Origin of the sequence: Pseudomonas sp. A25(2017) (assembly GCF_002001065.1) — a bacterium.
Classification (GTDB): Bacteria; Pseudomonadota; Gammaproteobacteria; order Pseudomonadales; family Pseudomonadaceae; genus Aquipseudomonas; species Aquipseudomonas kilonensis.
This window is the reverse complement of the sequence record NZ_MUOA01000035.1, coordinates 1-14,800: the sequence shown is the minus strand read 5'-3', so window position 1 is coordinate 14,800 and position 14,800 is coordinate 1. Positions and strand designations below refer to the sequence as shown.

14 protein-coding genes are annotated in these 14,800 nt (G+C 62.5%); 10 read left to right on the top strand and 4 right to left on the bottom strand.

What is annotated here, in order from left to right; translation table 11 throughout:
- Positions 1 to 44: 44 nt before the first annotated feature.
- Positions 45 to 374 (bottom strand): DUF1820 family protein, encoded by a 330-nt coding sequence (locus tag B0E42_RS02540; protein WP_003185742.1) that lies wholly within the window; start codon positions 372 to 374, stop codon positions 45 to 47.
- Between the two features lie 133 nt (positions 375 to 507).
- Between B0E42_RS02540 and miaB the strand changes: the two genes are divergently transcribed.
- From miaB to lnt, 5 genes are all read left to right on the top strand, one after another.
- Positions 508 to 1,836 carry a tRNA (N6-isopentenyl adenosine(37)-C2)-methylthiotransferase MiaB gene (miaB, locus tag B0E42_RS02535; protein ID WP_018609886.1) on the top strand — a complete coding sequence of 443 codons (1,329 nt, stop codon included), beginning with the start codon at positions 508 to 510 and terminating at the stop codon, positions 1,834 to 1,836.
- A gap of 238 nt (positions 1,837 to 2,074) precedes the next feature.
- Positions 2,075 to 3,085 (top strand): PhoH family protein, encoded by a 1,011-nt coding sequence (locus tag B0E42_RS02530; protein ID WP_018609885.1) that lies wholly within the window; start codon positions 2,075 to 2,077, stop codon positions 3,083 to 3,085.
- Positions 3,078 to 3,536: an rRNA maturation RNase YbeY gene (gene ybeY / locus B0E42_RS02525; protein ID WP_003205868.1), complete on the top strand. Its 459-nt coding sequence runs from the start codon at positions 3,078 to 3,080 to the stop codon at positions 3,534 to 3,536. The genes B0E42_RS02530 and ybeY overlap by 8 nt, the downstream gene beginning before the upstream one ends.
- Before the next feature lie 40 nt (positions 3,537 to 3,576).
- Positions 3,577 to 4,416: an HlyC/CorC family transporter gene (locus B0E42_RS02520; protein ID WP_003205870.1), complete on the top strand. Its 840-nt coding sequence runs from the start codon at positions 3,577 to 3,579 to the stop codon at positions 4,414 to 4,416.
- A gap of 27 nt (positions 4,417 to 4,443) precedes the next feature.
- A complete protein-coding gene (gene lnt / locus B0E42_RS02515) occupies positions 4,444 to 5,967 on the top strand; it encodes an apolipoprotein N-acyltransferase (protein ID WP_053182081.1) in 1,524 nt (507 codons plus the stop codon).
- A gap of 166 nt (positions 5,968 to 6,133) precedes the next feature.
- Here lnt and B0E42_RS02510 read toward each other — a convergent pair whose 3' ends face one another.
- Positions 6,134 to 6,895: a YdcF family protein gene (locus B0E42_RS02510; protein ID WP_018610219.1), complete on the bottom strand. Its 762-nt coding sequence runs from the start codon at positions 6,893 to 6,895 to the stop codon at positions 6,134 to 6,136.
- 103 nt (positions 6,896 to 6,998) lie between these two features.
- Positions 6,999 to 7,319 (bottom strand): hypothetical protein, encoded by a 321-nt coding sequence (locus B0E42_RS02505; RefSeq protein WP_018610220.1) that lies wholly within the window; start codon positions 7,317 to 7,319, stop codon positions 6,999 to 7,001.
- A 292-nt stretch (positions 7,320 to 7,611) separates the two neighbouring features.
- On the opposite strand from B0E42_RS02505, the gene leuS reads away from it, so the two are divergent.
- The 5 genes from leuS (at position 7,612) to B0E42_RS02480 (ending at position 13,796) form a co-directional block, all read left to right on the top strand.
- Positions 7,612 to 10,218 carry a leucine--tRNA ligase gene (leuS, locus tag B0E42_RS02500; RefSeq protein WP_018610222.1) on the top strand — a complete coding sequence of 869 codons (2,607 nt, stop codon included), beginning with the start codon at positions 7,612 to 7,614 and terminating at the stop codon, positions 10,216 to 10,218.
- A 90-nt stretch (positions 10,219 to 10,308) separates the two neighbouring features.
- Positions 10,309 to 10,914: an LPS assembly lipoprotein LptE gene (lptE, locus tag B0E42_RS02495; RefSeq protein ID WP_077505544.1), complete on the top strand. Its 606-nt coding sequence runs from the start codon at positions 10,309 to 10,311 to the stop codon at positions 10,912 to 10,914.
- Between the two features lie 39 nt (positions 10,915 to 10,953).
- On the top strand, positions 10,954 to 11,991 hold the full coding sequence (holA, locus tag B0E42_RS02490) for a DNA polymerase III subunit delta (RefSeq protein ID WP_077505542.1): 1,038 nt from the start codon (positions 10,954 to 10,956) through the stop codon (positions 11,989 to 11,991).
- Between the two features lie 245 nt (positions 11,992 to 12,236).
- Positions 12,237 to 12,401 (top strand): alternative ribosome rescue factor ArfA, encoded by a 165-nt coding sequence (gene arfA, locus B0E42_RS02485; protein WP_024618432.1) that lies wholly within the window; start codon positions 12,237 to 12,239, stop codon positions 12,399 to 12,401.
- A 72-nt stretch (positions 12,402 to 12,473) separates the two neighbouring features.
- Entirely contained in the window at positions 12,474 to 13,796 is a 1,323-nt protein-coding gene (locus B0E42_RS02480) for a lytic murein transglycosylase (RefSeq protein ID WP_077505540.1), read from the top strand.
- Positions 13,797 to 13,924: 128 nt separating this feature from the next.
- On the opposite strand, the gene B0E42_RS02475 is transcribed toward B0E42_RS02480, so the two are convergent.
- A partial coding sequence (locus B0E42_RS02475; RefSeq protein WP_256578267.1) for an LD-carboxypeptidase occupies positions 13,925 to 14,800 on the bottom strand: 876 nt, incomplete at its 5' end.

The following is a 14,800-nucleotide window of genomic DNA, read 5'->3' as shown; positions in this document are numbered from 1 at the left end:
CACAAAGGCCGCGCTCGGCTCCTTTTCTCTTAACTGACTGACAACTACTTCTCAGGCATCGGCATCGGAAACGGCATCACATTGCCGACCGCGCCGCGGGCTTCGCTGATTTTCGGGGTGCCCAGGCGTTCGACTTCGTCGATGCGCACGATCGAATGCATCGGCACGAAGCTGCGCACCACACCTTCGAACTGCGCCTTGAGCTTTTCCTCGCTCGGGTCGACGACCACCTGCGTGCGCTCGCCAAAGACGAATTCTTCCACTTCCAGGAAACCCCACAGATCACTTTGATAGATCTGCTTGGCGTACATTTCGAACACCTGGCCCTGGTTGAGGAAAATCACCTTGTAGATTGGAGCTTCACGTTTGGTCATGGCTGGCGAAACACATCGGCGGGTAAAAATGAGGGCGCGAACTATAGCATAGCCACTGCTCGCGCAGCGGTAGGAACCCAGGGACTTGTTCCCTATAATGCGCGGTTCTTTGAATCACGTGATGATCCCGTCCATGGCCAAGAAGCTTTACATCGAAACCCACGGTTGCCAGATGAACGAGTACGACAGCTCGCGCATGGTCGATCTGCTGGGTGAACACCAGGCCCTGGAAGTCACCGCCCGCGCTGAAGACGCGGACGTGATCCTGCTCAACACCTGCTCGATTCGCGAACGCGCCCAGGACCGGGTGTATTCCCAGCTCGGCCGCTGGCGCGAACTGAAGCTGGCCAACCCGGAGATGGTCATCGCCGTGGGCGGTTGCGTGGCCAGCCAGGAAGGCGCCGCCATTCGTGATCGTGCGCCGTACGTGGACGTGGTCTTTGGCCCGCAGACCTTGCACCGCCTGCCGGAGATGATCGACGCCGCGCGCAGCACCAAGCTGCCGCAAGTGGACGTCTCGTTCCCGGAAATCGAAAAATTCGACCACCTGCCCGAACCGCGCATCGACGGCCCAAGTGCCTACGTGTCGGTGATGGAAGGTTGCAGCAAGTACTGCACGTTCTGCGTGGTGCCCTACACCCGCGGCGAAGAAGTCAGCCGGCCGTTCGACGACGTGATCGCCGAGATCATCCACCTGGCGGAACACGGCGTGCGCGAAGTGACCCTGCTGGGGCAGAACGTCAACGGCTATCGCGGCCTGACCCATGACGGCCGCCTGGCGGACCTCGCCGAACTGATCCGCGTCGTGGCGGCAGTCGATGGCATCGACCGCATCCGCTACACCACGTCTCACCCGCTGGAGTTCTCCGACAGCCTGATCCAGGCCCACGCCGACGTCCCCGAACTGGTCAAGCACCTGCACCTGCCGGTGCAATCGGGCTCCGACCGGATCCTTGCGGCCATGAAACGCAACCACACGGCGCTGGAGTACAAATCCAAGCTGCGCAAGTTGCGTGCGGCAGTGCCGGGGATCTGCATCAGCTCGGACTTTATCGTCGGTTTCCCTGGCGAAACCGAGAAAGACTTCCAGCAGACCATGAAGCTGATCGAAGACGTGGGCTTCGACTTCTCCTATTCCTTCGTCTATAGCCAGCGTCCTGGCACCCCAGCGGCTGATCTCGCGGACGACACCCCCGAAGAACTGAAAAAGGAACGGCTCAACGCCTTGCAACATCGCCTCAACCAGCAAGGTTTCGAGATCAGCCGACAAATGGTCGGTTCCGTCCAGCGGATTCTGGTGACCGATTACTCGAAAAAGGACCCGGGCGAGTTGCAAGGGCGGACCGAAAACAACCGCATCGTCAACTTCCGCTGCGACACCCCGGCCCTGATCGGCCAGTTCGCCGACGTGCACATCGACGCCGCGCAACCGCACTCCCTGCGCGGTTCGTTGATCCAGTAACCTGCTCAAAAACCCTATTGCCTGTGCAAGCAAGACCTGTGGGAGCAAGGCTTGCCCGCGATAGAAGCACCGCAATCTCACTGAAGACCGCGGCGCCTTGATCGCGGGCAAGCCTTGCTCCCACATGGGTTGTGCCAAGCCCTGTGATCAGATTCGCCTGCTTAAGAGCTTTCGCACCCAGCCTACTGGCGTTATCCTTGATTTCACCTTAATTGCCCCCGGGCGGCTAAAAACGACCTTGAACGCACCCATCGAACCACATCGCTTTATTCTCGAGCCCTTTGAGGCTCGCCGCTTCGCCAATCTGTGCGGGCAATTCGACGAGCACCTGCGCTTGATCGAACAGCGCCTGGCCATCGAGATCCGCAACCGCGGAAACCAGTTCGAGCTGATCGGCGAACCCAAGCACACCACCTCCGCGGAAAACCTGCTGCGCCGTCTCTACCGGGAAACCAAGGGGAGTGAGCTGTCGCCGGATACGGTCCACCTGTTCCTGCAGGAATCGGCTGTCGAAGAACTCGACAACCCTGCCCCGTCGGAACCTGCCGTGGCCCTGCGCACGAAAAAAGGCATGATTCGCCCTCGCGGCTTGAATCAGCAGCGCTACGTGAAGGAAATCCTGGGCAACGACATCAACTTCGGCATCGGCCCGGCCGGTACCGGCAAGACCTACCTGGCCGTGGCCTGCGCCGTCGATGCGCTGGAACGTGAACAGGTACGGCGCATCCTGCTGGTGCGACCGGCGGTCGAAGCGGGTGAAAAACTCGGCTTCCTGCCCGGCGACCTGGCCCAGAAGATCGACCCGTACCTGCGCCCGCTCTATGACGCGCTGTATGAAATGCTCGGCTTCGAATACGTCGCCAAGCTGATCGAGCGCCAGGTCATCGAGGTCGCGCCGCTGGCCTACATGCGTGGTCGGACCCTGAACAACAGCTTCATCATCCTCGACGAAAGCCAGAACACCACGGTCGAGCAGATGAAAATGTTCCTGACCCGGATCGGCTTCGGCTCCACCGCCGTCATCACCGGGGACATCACCCAGGTCGACTTGCCCAAGGGCACCAAGTCCGGGCTGAACCATGTGATCCAGGTCCTCAAGGACGTGCCGGGCATCAGCTTCACGCACTTCATGCCCAAGGACGTCGTGCGACATCCGTTGGTGCAACGCATTGTCGAAGCCTACGAGCGTTTCGAGAATCGCGCCGATGAAGACTCGGCCGAAAGCAAAGGCCATCGCCACAATGCTTGAACTCGACCTGCAAGTGGCCTGCGAACACGCCGCCCCCAGCGAAGCCCAGTTCCGCCAATGGTGCGAACTGGCCCTGCGCCAGCGCAGCGCCGACTCTGAGCTGACGATCCGCCTGGTGGACGAACCCGAAGGCCGTGAACTGAACCACACCTGGCGGCAGAAAGACTACGCCACCAACGTGCTGTCGTTCCCCGCCGACGTACCCGACGAACTGCTCGACATCCCGTTGCTGGGCGACCTGGTGATCTGCGTCCCGGTGGTGGAGCGTGAAGCGGCGGAACAAGACAAGACCCCTGAGGCCCACTGGGCCCATCTGGTGATTCACGGCTGCTTGCATCTACTGGGTTACGACCATATAGAAGATGACGAAGCCGAAGAGATGGAAGCACTGGAACGAACGTTGCTTGCAGAGCTGGGTCATCCCGACCCCTACGCCGGCGACGAACACTGATACATCAACCTGTAACGACAAAGGATTCAGAGTAATCGCTATGAGCGAAGATCGATCGAGCAACGGGCAGAAGTCATGGCTGGGCAAGCTCACCCAGGCTTTTGCCCATGAGCCGAAAAACCGCCAGGAGCTGCTGGAGCTGCTGCGCGACGCACACCAGAACAAACTGCTGGACAGCGAAGCGCTGGCCATCGTCGAAGGCGCCATCCAGGTCGCTGACCTGCAAGTGCGGGACATCATGGTCCCGCGCTCGCAGATGGTCAGCATCAAGGCGACCCAGACCCCTCGTGAATTTTTGCCCGCCGTGGTCGACTCCGCTCACTCGCGCTATCCGGTCGTCGGCGAGAGCCATGACGACGTCATGGGCGTGCTGCTGGCCAAGGACCTGCTGCCGCTGATCCTTCAGGAAAACGGCGACAGCTTCAACATCAAGGACCTGTTGCGCCCGGCCACCTTCGTGCCCGAGTCCAAGCGCCTGAACGTGCTGCTGCGTGAATTCCGCGCCAACCACAACCACATGGCCATCGTCATCGACGAATACGGCGGCGTGGCCGGCCTGGTCACCATCGAAGACGTGCTCGAGCAGATCGTCGGCGACATCGAGGACGAGCACGACGTAGAGGAAGACAGCTACATCAAGCCCCTGCCCAGCGGCGACTTCCTGATCAAGGCCCTGACGCCGATCGAGAACTTCAACGAATTCTTCGACAGCCAATTCTCCGACGATGAATTCGACACCGTCGGCGGCCTGGTGATGAGCGCTTTCGGGCACCTGCCCAAGCGCAACGAAACCACGGAAATCGGCTCCTGGCGCTTCCGCATCCTGAATGCCGACAGCCGTCGGATTCACTTGCTGCGCCTATCCCCCATTGGCCGATAACCCCTGCGAGACCCGCTAAGGACAAAAATGCGCTGGATAACCCGCCCCGGCTGGCCCGGTAACCTGCTGGCCATGGCGGCCGGCGCGATCACCACCCTGGCCCTGGCGCCGTTCGACCTCTGGCCGCTGGCATTGCTGGCGGTCGGCCTGTTCTATGCCGGGCTGCGCGAACTCTCGCCGCGCCAGGCCCTGGGCCGTGGCTGGTGCTTCGGTTTTGGCCTGTTTGGCGCCGGCACCAGCTGGATCTACGTCAGCATCCACAACTTCGGCGGCGCCTCGGTGCTGCTCGCCGGGTTGTTGATGCTGCTGTTCATCGCCGCCATCGCCTGGTTCTTCGCCCTGCCCGCCTGGCTGTGGGCGCGCTGGTTGCGCCGCAACGAGGCGCCGCTGGCCGATGCCCTGGCGTTCGCCGCGCTGTGGCTGGGCCAGGAAGCGTTTCGCGGCTGGTTCCTCACCGGTTTCCCGTGGCTGTATTCCGGCTACAGCCAACTCGACGGCCCGCTGTCCGGCCTCGCGCCGCTGGGCGGGATGTGGCTGATCTCCTTCACCCTGGCCCTGACCGCCGCGCTGCTGTACAACGCGCCCCGGTTGATCCGCACCGGACGCAAAGGCTTTATCGCCGCGGGCGTGCTGCTGCTGATCGGCCCATGGGTGGCTGGCATGGCACTCAAGGGCCACGCCTGGACCAGTCCTTCGGGCGACCCGCTGAGCGTCGCGGCGATCCAGGGCAACATCGAACAAAGCATGAAGTGGGACCCCGAGCAGCTCAACGCGCAGTTGGCGCTGTACCGCGACATGAGCTTCGCCTCCAAGCGCGTCGACCTGCTGATCTGGCCGGAAACCGCGGTGCCGGTACTCAAAGAGTCTGCCCAGGGCTACCTGGACATGATGGGCAACTTCGCCGCCGAGCGGCAGTCGGCGCTGATCACTGGCGTGCCGATTCGCCAACTGGTGCGCCAAGAGAAGCGTTACTACAACGGCATCACCGTGACCGGGGAAGGTGACGGCACTTACTTGAAGCAAAAACTCGTGCCGTTCGGCGAGTACGTACCGCTGCAAGACATCCTGCGTGGCCTGATCGCCTTCTTCGACCTGCCCATGTCGGACTTCGCCCGGGGCCCGGCCGACCAGCCATTGCTGCAGGCCAAGGGTTACCAGATCGCGCCGTTCATCTGCTATGAAGTGGTCTACCCGGAATTTGCCGCCAGCCTCTCGGCGCGCAGCGACTTGCTGCTGACCATCAGCAACGACACCTGGTTCGGCACCTCGATCGGCCCGCTGCAACACCTGCAAATGGCCCAGATGCGCGCCCTGGAAGCCGGCCGCTGGATGATCCGCGCCACCAACAACGGCGTGACCGGCCTGATCAACCCCTTCGGCCAGATCACTGCACAGATCCCGCAATTCGAGCGCGGCATTCTGTACGGCGAAGTGGTGCCGATGCACGACCTGACGCCGTACCTGCAATGGCGCTCGTGGCCGCTGATCATCTTGTGCGTGTTGCTGCTGGGCTGGGCGTTGATGGCGGGACGGATGGCCAGGACCGTTTGATCCCACGGCGGATGAACTACCTTGGGACCAAAGAGCTTCTTGTGGGAGCAAGGCTTGCCCGCGATGAAATCAACGCGGTCTGCCTTGGGAACAAAGGCGCCTGCATCGCGGGCAAGCCTTGCTCCCACACAAGCCTTGCTCCCACAGATGTCCCACACCCAAATACTCAGCGGTAGAACAACCAATACCCCACCAGCCCCACCGCCTCATTCATCAACTGCCCGGATTGCCAGATCGACTTGAACTCCGGCATCCAGCCGCCCAGTGGCCGGGCGTTGTCCTGCCCCAGGAAACCCACCGGCGCCGGCACCACTTCAAACCCCGCGCGCTCGAAACTCCAGACCGACCGTTGCATGTGCCAGGCCTGGGTCACCACTACGACCCGCTTGATGCCTTCCGGCAACAGGATCTCGGCGCTCATCTGGGCGTTTTCCCAGGTGGTGCGGCTACGCCCTTCCTGCCAGCGCACGTTGACGCCGAAATCCTCCAGCATCGAGTCGGCCATCAGCTTGGCCTCGCTGGGCGGGGTGCCGTAGTGCAAGCCGCCCGTGGTCAGTACGGGCAAGCCCGACGCCTTGGCCAGCCGCGCCGCATAACGCTGGCGTTCAAGGCCAACACCGGTGGGTTGGTCGGCGCCCCAGGCCAGGTCACCGCGCTCGCGACCGGAACCCAGTACCACGATGGCGTCGGCACGCTGGGCCAGGGTCGCCCATTCGCTACGAAGCAGCGGCGGCTCACGCTCCAATGCCTTGGCGCTCCACTGCACCACCACCGGCAGGCTCATCAACCAGAAACCGCCCAGGCCCACGGCGAAACACAGCCGGGCCAGGCGCGGCCGTGAATGGCGCCACCACCAGGCAAGCGCCAACAGCAGCAAAAGAATGCCGGGCGGCAATAAAAGTTGTTTGATGAAATAGCGAAACGGCATCGGGCATCTCCATAGATGCCCGAAGCCTAAGTGGGTTGACGCAAAGCGACAACAGATTCGAAAAAGCCCTGAACCAAAAAAAGCGACACGCGTGAATCCGGCTTTACTTGAACTGCAGCGACCGGACCTTTACAGCATCCTTCTCAGGCGTCCGGTCCTTGAGCCACACAACCTTGGCCGAACGGGGCGCATCGAGACGCTTGAGTACCTGGGCCCCACTGGTGGGGGGTTGATATCCGGCCTGTTCAAGGTAAGCCTTGACCAGTTCGAACTCCGCGGGGCTCAAGCCTCGCAGTTCCAGCTCTACCGGGCGTTCATCACGCAAGCGACCGGCGGTTCTTGCAGCGTCCAGGGCCACCCCGAGACGATCGATCAGTTTTTCGTACAACTCAGGTGTAGCGACTTTTCGTTGTGATTCAACCATCCCTCACCTCATTGAAGATAAGACTCACTCCCCATTGAGAAGCTTAGCTTCGCTGGGCAAACCGGCAGGGCGCCGCGACCAACGGCCCTGAACACCGGTCATCGCCGATGCTCGGCAACAGTTCGGCAGCAATCAGGGTTTCCCTCGGCAGAGCGCGGTCATGTATGCTACGGCGCTTCCTGTAACTCCACTTCCAGCTTGGCTGGGCATCGAAAACGCCGCATTCGGCGTCGTCTGCGTCCAGCATGGCAACGAAGAGGATTGGGCCACCCCATTCAGTACAAAAGTAGCCATGCACGAACACTACCAGCCCCGTGAAATCGAAGCCGCCGCCCAGTCGTTCTGGGACGAGCAAAAGTCCTTTGAAGTCAGCGAACAGCCAGGCAAGGAGACTTTCTACTGCCTGTCGATGTTCCCTTACCCCAGCGGCAAGCTACACATGGGGCACGTGCGCAACTACACCATCGGCGACGTGATCTCCCGCTACCAGCGCATGCAAGGCAAGAACGTCCTGCAACCCATGGGTTGGGACGCCTTCGGCATGCCAGCGGAAAACGCCGCGATGAAGAACAACGTGGCCCCCGCCAAGTGGACCTACGAAAACATCGCCTACATGAAGAACCAGCTGCGTAGCCTGGGCCTGGCGGTGGACTGGTCCCGCGAGGTCACCACCTGCAAGCCCGACTACTACCGCTGGGAACAATGGCTGTTCACCCGCCTGTTCGAAAAAGGCGTGATCTACCGCAAGAACGGCACGGTGAACTGGGACCCGGTGGACCAGACCGTACTGGCCAACGAACAAGTGATCGACGGTCGCGGCTGGCGCTCCGGCGCGCTGATCGAAAAGCGCGAAATCCCGATGTACTACTTCAAGATCACCGCCTACGCGGATGAACTCCTGGAGAGTCTCGACGAGCTGACCGGCTGGCCCGAGCAGGTCAAGACCATGCAGCGCAACTGGATCGGCAAGTCCCGGGGCATGGAAGTGCAGTTCCCGTACGACGTCGCCTCCATTGGCGAAGCCGGCACCCTGAAAGTCTTCACCACCCGCCCGGACACGCTGATGGGCGCCACGTATGTGGCCGTGGCCGCCGAGCACCCGCTGGCCACCCTGGCGGCACAGAACAACCCTGAGCTGCAGGCGTTCATCGCCGAATGCAAGGGCGGCAGCGTCGCCGAAGCCGACGTCGCCACTCAAGAGAAGAAAGGCCTGGCGACTTCGTTGTTCGTCGAGCACCCGCTCACCGGCGAGAAACTGCCGGTATGGGTGGCCAACTACGTGCTGATGCACTACGGCGACGGCGCTGTCATGGCGGTGCCGGCCCACGACGAGCGCGATTTCGAATTCGCCCACAAGTACAACCTGCCGGTCAAAGCCGTGGTGCGTACCAGCGCCGGCGACCAGACCCCGGAACCTTGGCAGGACGCCTATGGCGAACATGGCGAGCTGATCAACTCCGGTGAGTTCAACGGCCTGGATTTCCCCGGCGCGTTCGATGCCATCGAAGTCGCCCTGATCAAGAAGAACCTCGGCGCCTCGCGCACCCAGTTCCGCCTGCGGGACTGGGGCATCAGCCGCCAACGCTACTGGGGCTGCCCGATCCCGATCGTGCATTGCGACACCTGCGGTGACGTACCGGTGCCGGAAGATCAACTGCCCGTGGTCCTGCCGGAAGACGTCGTACCCGATGGCGCCGGTTCGCCCCTGGCGCGCATGCCCGAGTTCTACGAGTGCAGCTGCCCGAAATGCGGCGCGCCGGCCAAGCGTGAAACCGACACCATGGACACCTTCGTCGAGTCGTCCTGGTACTACGCACGCTACGCCTCGCCGCACTACCAAGGCGGCCTGGTGGAAAAATCCGCGGCCGATCACTGGTTGCCAGTGGACCAGTACATTGGCGGCATCGAACACGCCATTCTCCACCTGCTCTACGCACGCTTCTTCCACAAGCTGATGCGTGACGAAGGCCTGGTGAGCTCCAACGAGCCGTTCAAGAACCTGCTGACCCAAGGCATGGTGATCGCCGAGACCTACTACCGTCGCGAAGCCAACGGTGCCTACACCTGGTTCAACCCGAGCGACGTCGAACTCGAACGTGACAGCAAAGCCAAGGTCATCAGCGCCAAGCTGATTGCCGACGGCCTGCCGGTGGAGATCGGTGGCACCGAGAAAATGGCCAAGTCGAAGAACAACGGCGTCGACCCACAGTCGATGATCGACCAGTTCGGCGCAGACACCTGCCGCCTGTTCATGATGTTCGCCTCGCCACCTGACATGAGCGCAGAGTGGTCCGATTCGGGCGTCGAAGGCTCGCACCGTTTCCTCAAGCGCGTCTGGCGCCTGGCGCAAGCCCACGTCAGCCAGGGCCTGCCGGGCAAACTGAGCGTCGCCAGCCTGAACGACGAGCAGAAAGCCATTCGCCGCTCGATCCACCTGGCCATCAAGCAGGCCAGCCATGACGTCGGCCAGAACCACAAATTCAACACCGCCATCGCCCAGGTGATGACGCTGATGAACGTGCTGGAAAAAGCCGCGCAAGGCACCGAACAGGATCGCGCACTGGTTCACGAAGGCCTGGAAGCCGTGACGCTGTTGCTGGCGCCAATCACGCCGCACATCAGCCACGAGCTGTGGAAGCAACTGGGTCACGCCGACCCGGTGATTGACGCTCGCTGGCCGGTGGTGGACGAAACCGCGCTGGTGCAGGACAGCCTGACCCTGGTCATCCAGGTCAACGGCAAGCTGCGCGGCCAGATCGAAATGCCGGCCGCCGCCACACGCGAAGAAGTCGAAGCCGCTGCCCGGGCCAATGAAAACGTGCTGCGCTTTGTCGATGGCCTGACGATTCGCAAAGTGATCGTCGTGCCCGGCAAGCTGGTCAACATCGTCGCAAGCTAATTGGATCGGGCGCAAGGCTTGAGCCTGGCGCCGAATACAACCTGCGGGGTCGCATGGTCGACCCCCATAGGGTTCAAGGGGAGCAACAAGATGATCAAACGTAATCTGCTGGTAGTGGGCCTGGCGGTCCTGTTGAGCGCCTGCGGCTTCCAACTGCGCGGCACCGGCACCACCGAGCTGGCCATCACGGAACTGGACCTCAGCGCACGGGACGCCTTTGGCGACACCGTCAAGATGCTGCGCGACACCCTGGAAAACAGCGGTGTGAAAGTCTATACCGGCGCCCCGTACAAGCTGGTATTGACCCGTGAACAGCAAAGCCAGCGCAGCTTGAGCTATGCCGGTGCCGGTCGTTCCGCCGAGTACGAACTCAACAACGTACTGAGCTATGAGATCCGTGGCCAGAACAACTTGGTACTGCTGGATGACAAGCTGCAGGTGCAAAAGGTCTACCTGCACGATGGCAACAACATCACCGGCTCCGACCAGGAGTCGAGCGAAGTGCGCGACGAAATGCGTCGTGACCTCGTGCAACGCATGATGCTGCGCATGCAACAGCTGAGCCCGTCCCAGCTGGACCAGCTGCAACAGACCGCCGACGCCAAGGCCAAAGCCGAAGCCGAAGCGCTGGAAGCGGCACGCAAGGCTGAAGCGGAAACTCCGCAGCAGTCGCCGATGCAGATCCCGGCTGAATAAGCCTTGCGGGGCGCTCCGGCGCCCCGCTTGCCTTCTCTTATGAAGCTCGCCCCCGCCCAACTCGGCAAACACCTGCAAGGCGCCCTCGCGCCGGTCTACATCATCAGTGGCGATGACCCGCTGTTGTGCCAGGAAGCCGCCGACGCCATCCGCGCTGCTGCACGCCAGCAGGGCTTCGACGAACGCCAAGTCTTCGCCGCCGACGCCAGTTTCGACTGGGGCACGCTGCTGCAGGCCGGGGCGAGCATGTCGTTGTTCGCCGAAAAACGCCTGCTGGAATTGCGTTTGCCGTCGGGCAAACCCGGTGACAAGGGCGCCGCCGCGCTGATCGAATATTGCTCGCGACCCGCCGAGGACACGGTACTGCTCATCAGCTTGCCGAAACTCGACGGCAGCGCGCAAAAGACCAAATGGGGCAAGGCCCTGGTCGAAGGCCAGCAGACCCAGTTCGTGCAGATCTGGCCGGTGGATGTCAGCCAGTTGCCCAGCTGGATCCGCCAGCGCCTGTCCCAGGCCGGTCTCTCGGCCAGCCAGGACGCCGTGGAGCTGATTGCCGCCCGGGTCGAAGGCAACCTGCTGGCCGCCGCCCAGGAAATCGAAAAGCTCAAGCTGATGGCCGAGAGCGGGCAGATCACCGTGGAAACGGTGCAGGCTGCCGTGGCCGACAGCGCGCGCTTCGATGTCTTCGGGTTGACCGATGCGATCCTCAACGGTGAGGCCGCCCACGCCTTGCGCATGCTCGAAGGCCTACGCGGCGAAGGCGTCGAGCCGCCGGTGATCCTCTGGGCCCTGGCCCGGGAATTGCGCCTGCTGGCCAACCTGTCCCTGCAATACAGCCAGGGCGTACCGCTGGACAAAGCCTTCAGCCAGGCCCGCCCGCCCGTCTGGGACAAACGCAAACCGCTGATGAGCAAGGCCTTGCAACGCTATTCCGCACCGCGCTGGGCGCAATTGCTGCTCGAAGCCCAGCGCATCGATGCGCAGATCAAGGGCCAGGCCGCCGGCTCACCGTGGATGAGCCTCAGTCGGTTGTCGCTGTTGATGGCTGGGCAGCGGTTGACGTTGCCTGCTGAATAAGCACGCACTGAAGGCTGTTCTGCGGCGAAGATATCTGTGGGAGCAAGGCTTGCCCGCGATGAAAGCAGCGCGGTGTCCCTGAAACCGAGGTGTCTGTATCGCGAGCAAGCTTTGCTCCCACCTATCGGCGCCACAAGTCGTGTGTTCGTCTGAATGACATTTCCTACGCAATGCAGGGACTGGACAACGCCCCTACTCTGTCCCATGATTTGCCCCGCAAAACCCACCCCACGAGAGTACCCACCATGAGCAAAAAGCCATCCAAGCATGGCCCCAACAAGGCCAAGTCCATCGTCGCCCAGCCCCTGTTCCGCAGCCGCCAGGAACGACCCGGCAAGGGCAAAGGCAGCTACCGCCGCGAAGCCTTCCAGTCTGACAACTGGGAGGCTTCTTGCTTTCTGGCCGCTTGAAACACCCGGACAAGCCCTACGCCCCTTTCGCATGTTAAGGTCAGCACCTGATTTGTATTTCTGGACCCGTGCATGCCCTTCTGTCTTTCCCATCGTTGGCCACTGCGCCAAATGATTGTTGCCGCAAGCGTTGTCCTGCTTGTCGCCTGCGCCGAAAAACCTACTGCCGCCGACGCCCAACCGCTCCAGACAGCCCCCGTCGTGACCGCGCCGGCCATCGTGCCGCCTCTGGTGCCGACCGGTGACGACCTGGCCATTGCGCCCACCCAGACCTTCGCGCAATGGCAGGCCGGGTTTCGCAAGGAGGCACTGGCCGCCGGGATCCGCGGCGACCTGTTCGACCGTGCGTTCGTCGGCGTCAGCCCGGACATGAGCGTGATCAAGGCCGATCGCAGCCAGCCGGAATTCACCCGTCCCGTGTGGGAATACCTCGATGGCGCGCTGTCGCCACTGCGGGTCAACAAAGGCAAGAGCCTGATCCAGCAGAACGCCCAGGTCCTGCAAAGCATCGAGCAGCGTTATGGCGTCGATCGCGAGGCGCTGGTGGCGGTGTGGGGCATGGAGAGCAACTTCGGCCAATTCCAGGGCAGCAAGTCGGTGATCAACTCCCTGGCGACCCTGGCCTACGAAGGACGGCGCCCGGGTTTTGCCCATGCGCAACTGATCGCCGCGCTGCAAATCCTGCAACAGGGCGATATCACACCGGAAAAAATGCTCGGCTCCTGGGCCGGCGCCATGGGCCAGACCCAGTTCATTCCCACCACGTACAACACCCATGCAGTGGATTTCGACGGCGACGGTCGCCGCGACATCTGGGGCAGTTCCACCGACGCCCTGGCCTCGACCGCGCACTACCTGCAAAGCTCCGGCTGGCAACGCGGCCAGCCGTGGGGGGTCGAGGTCTCGCTCAACCAGGGCTTCGACTACACGCTGGCCGATGGCACGATCCGCAAGCCCGTCTCCGAATGGATGCGGCTGGGTGTTTCAGAATATGGCGGCTTGCCGATCGCCGCCGATGACAAGCAGCTATCGGCGTCCCTGCTCCTGCCGGCCGGCCATCGCGGCCCGGCGTTCCTGATCTTCGATAACTTCCGCGCCATCCTCAAGTACAACAACTCGTCGTCCTATGCCTTGGCGGTCGGGCTGCTGTCCAAGCGCTTTACCGGCGCCGGGCTGGTCTACGGCCAGTGGCCAAAAGAGGACCTGCCCCTGAGCCGCAGCGAACGCATCGAACTGCAGACCCTGCTGGGCAAACACAACTACGACGCGGGCAACCCCGATGGCATCATCGGCGCCAACACCCGCAAAGCCATCCGCAGTGCCCAGCAGTCGTTCGGCTGGCCGGCGGATGGGTATCCGACGCAGCAGTTGCTGGAGGCGTTGCGTAGCCGCTGAATGGCCGTATGGCGACTGACGCCATCGCGAGCAGGCTCGCTCCCACAGTGGCTGCGTTCCGTCAGGGAAACACGGTTGAATGTGGGAGCGAGCCTGCTCGCGAAGACTGACTTGCAGACGCTACATGACTAGCGGCTGACCACCACATCCTGCTCCAACACCAACCGCTTCTCCCCCGCATCCAGCGTCACCAATGCACCCATGGGCAAGGTCAGGTTCGGATCGCAGTGCCCGCTGCGCCAGCCGGACAGCACCGGGATGCGCAACGGCGCGAAGGTCTGCTTGAGCAATCGGTTCAACGCCTCAAGATCCACCCCCGCTATATCGCCGACCAGGACTGCGCGCAACTTCGCCAGCGTGCCCGCCAGGCGCAATTGGGTCAGCAGACGATCGATGCGATACAGCGGCTCGTTGACGTCTTCGATGAACAGGATCACCCCTTCGGCGTCGATCTGATAAGGCGTGCCCATGGTCGCGGCAATCATCGACAGGTTGCCGCCCAGCAGACGTCCGTGGGCGATGCCCGGCTCAACGGTGGTCAACGGGTAGGCGCCGGGGTGGTTCAGCGCGCTGCCGGCCTTCAACTGTCCACGCAGCAGGCTGAAGAACGAGGTGACGGTTGGGGGTTCCTTGTCGCCCAGCAGATCGGCGTTGAGCAACGGGCCGTGGAAGGTCACGAAGCCGGCGTAACGGCTGATGGCCAGGTGCAGGGCGGTGATATCGCTGTAGCCTACGAATGGTTTGGGGTTGCGTTTTAAGAGCTCGAAATCGATACGATCGAGTAGACGGGGCGTGCCGTAGCCGCCGCGTAGGCAGATGATGGCTTTGACTTCTGGGTCGGCGAAGGCGGTGTGCAGGTCGTTGAGGCGTACTTCGTCGCTGCCGGCCAGGTAGTCGTTCTTTTCATAGACGCCTGGGAATATCCGTAGCTCATGGCCCCTTGCGCGCATCCATTGGATGGCTTTTTCCGGGTCCAGGGGGGCGGGGCCGGCGGGGGCGATCAC

Excerpts from the sequence above, each read along its gene's own strand:
- lnt (WP_053182081.1), top strand. The coding sequence starts at position 4,444 with ATGCGCTGGATAACCCGCCCCGGCTGGCCCGGTAACCTGCTGGCCATG.
- holA (WP_077505542.1), top strand. The coding sequence starts at position 10,954 with ATGAAGCTCGCCCCCGCCCAACTCGGCAAACACCTGCAAGGCGCCCTC.
- B0E42_RS02480 (WP_077505540.1), top strand. The coding sequence starts at position 12,474 with ATGCCCTTCTGTCTTTCCCATCGTTGGCCACTGCGCCAAATGATTGTT.
- B0E42_RS02540 (WP_003185742.1), bottom strand. The coding sequence starts at position 374 with ATGACCAAACGTGAAGCTCCAATCTACAAGGTGATTTTCCTCAACCAG.
- miaB (WP_018609886.1), top strand. The coding sequence starts at position 508 with ATGGCCAAGAAGCTTTACATCGAAACCCACGGTTGCCAGATGAACGAG.
- B0E42_RS02510 (WP_018610219.1), bottom strand. The coding sequence starts at position 6,895 with ATGCCGTTTCGCTATTTCATCAAACAACTTTTATTGCCGCCCGGCATT.
- ybeY (WP_003205868.1), top strand. The coding sequence starts at position 3,078 with ATGCTTGAACTCGACCTGCAAGTGGCCTGCGAACACGCCGCCCCCAGC.
- B0E42_RS02505 (WP_018610220.1), bottom strand. The coding sequence starts at position 7,319 with ATGGTTGAATCACAACGAAAAGTCGCTACACCTGAGTTGTACGAAAAA.
- lptE (WP_077505544.1), top strand. The coding sequence starts at position 10,309 with ATGATCAAACGTAATCTGCTGGTAGTGGGCCTGGCGGTCCTGTTGAGC.
- arfA (WP_024618432.1), top strand. The coding sequence starts at position 12,237 with ATGAGCAAAAAGCCATCCAAGCATGGCCCCAACAAGGCCAAGTCCATC.
- B0E42_RS02520 (WP_003205870.1), top strand. The coding sequence starts at position 3,577 with ATGAGCGAAGATCGATCGAGCAACGGGCAGAAGTCATGGCTGGGCAAG.
- leuS (WP_018610222.1), top strand. The coding sequence starts at position 7,612 with ATGCACGAACACTACCAGCCCCGTGAAATCGAAGCCGCCGCCCAGTCG.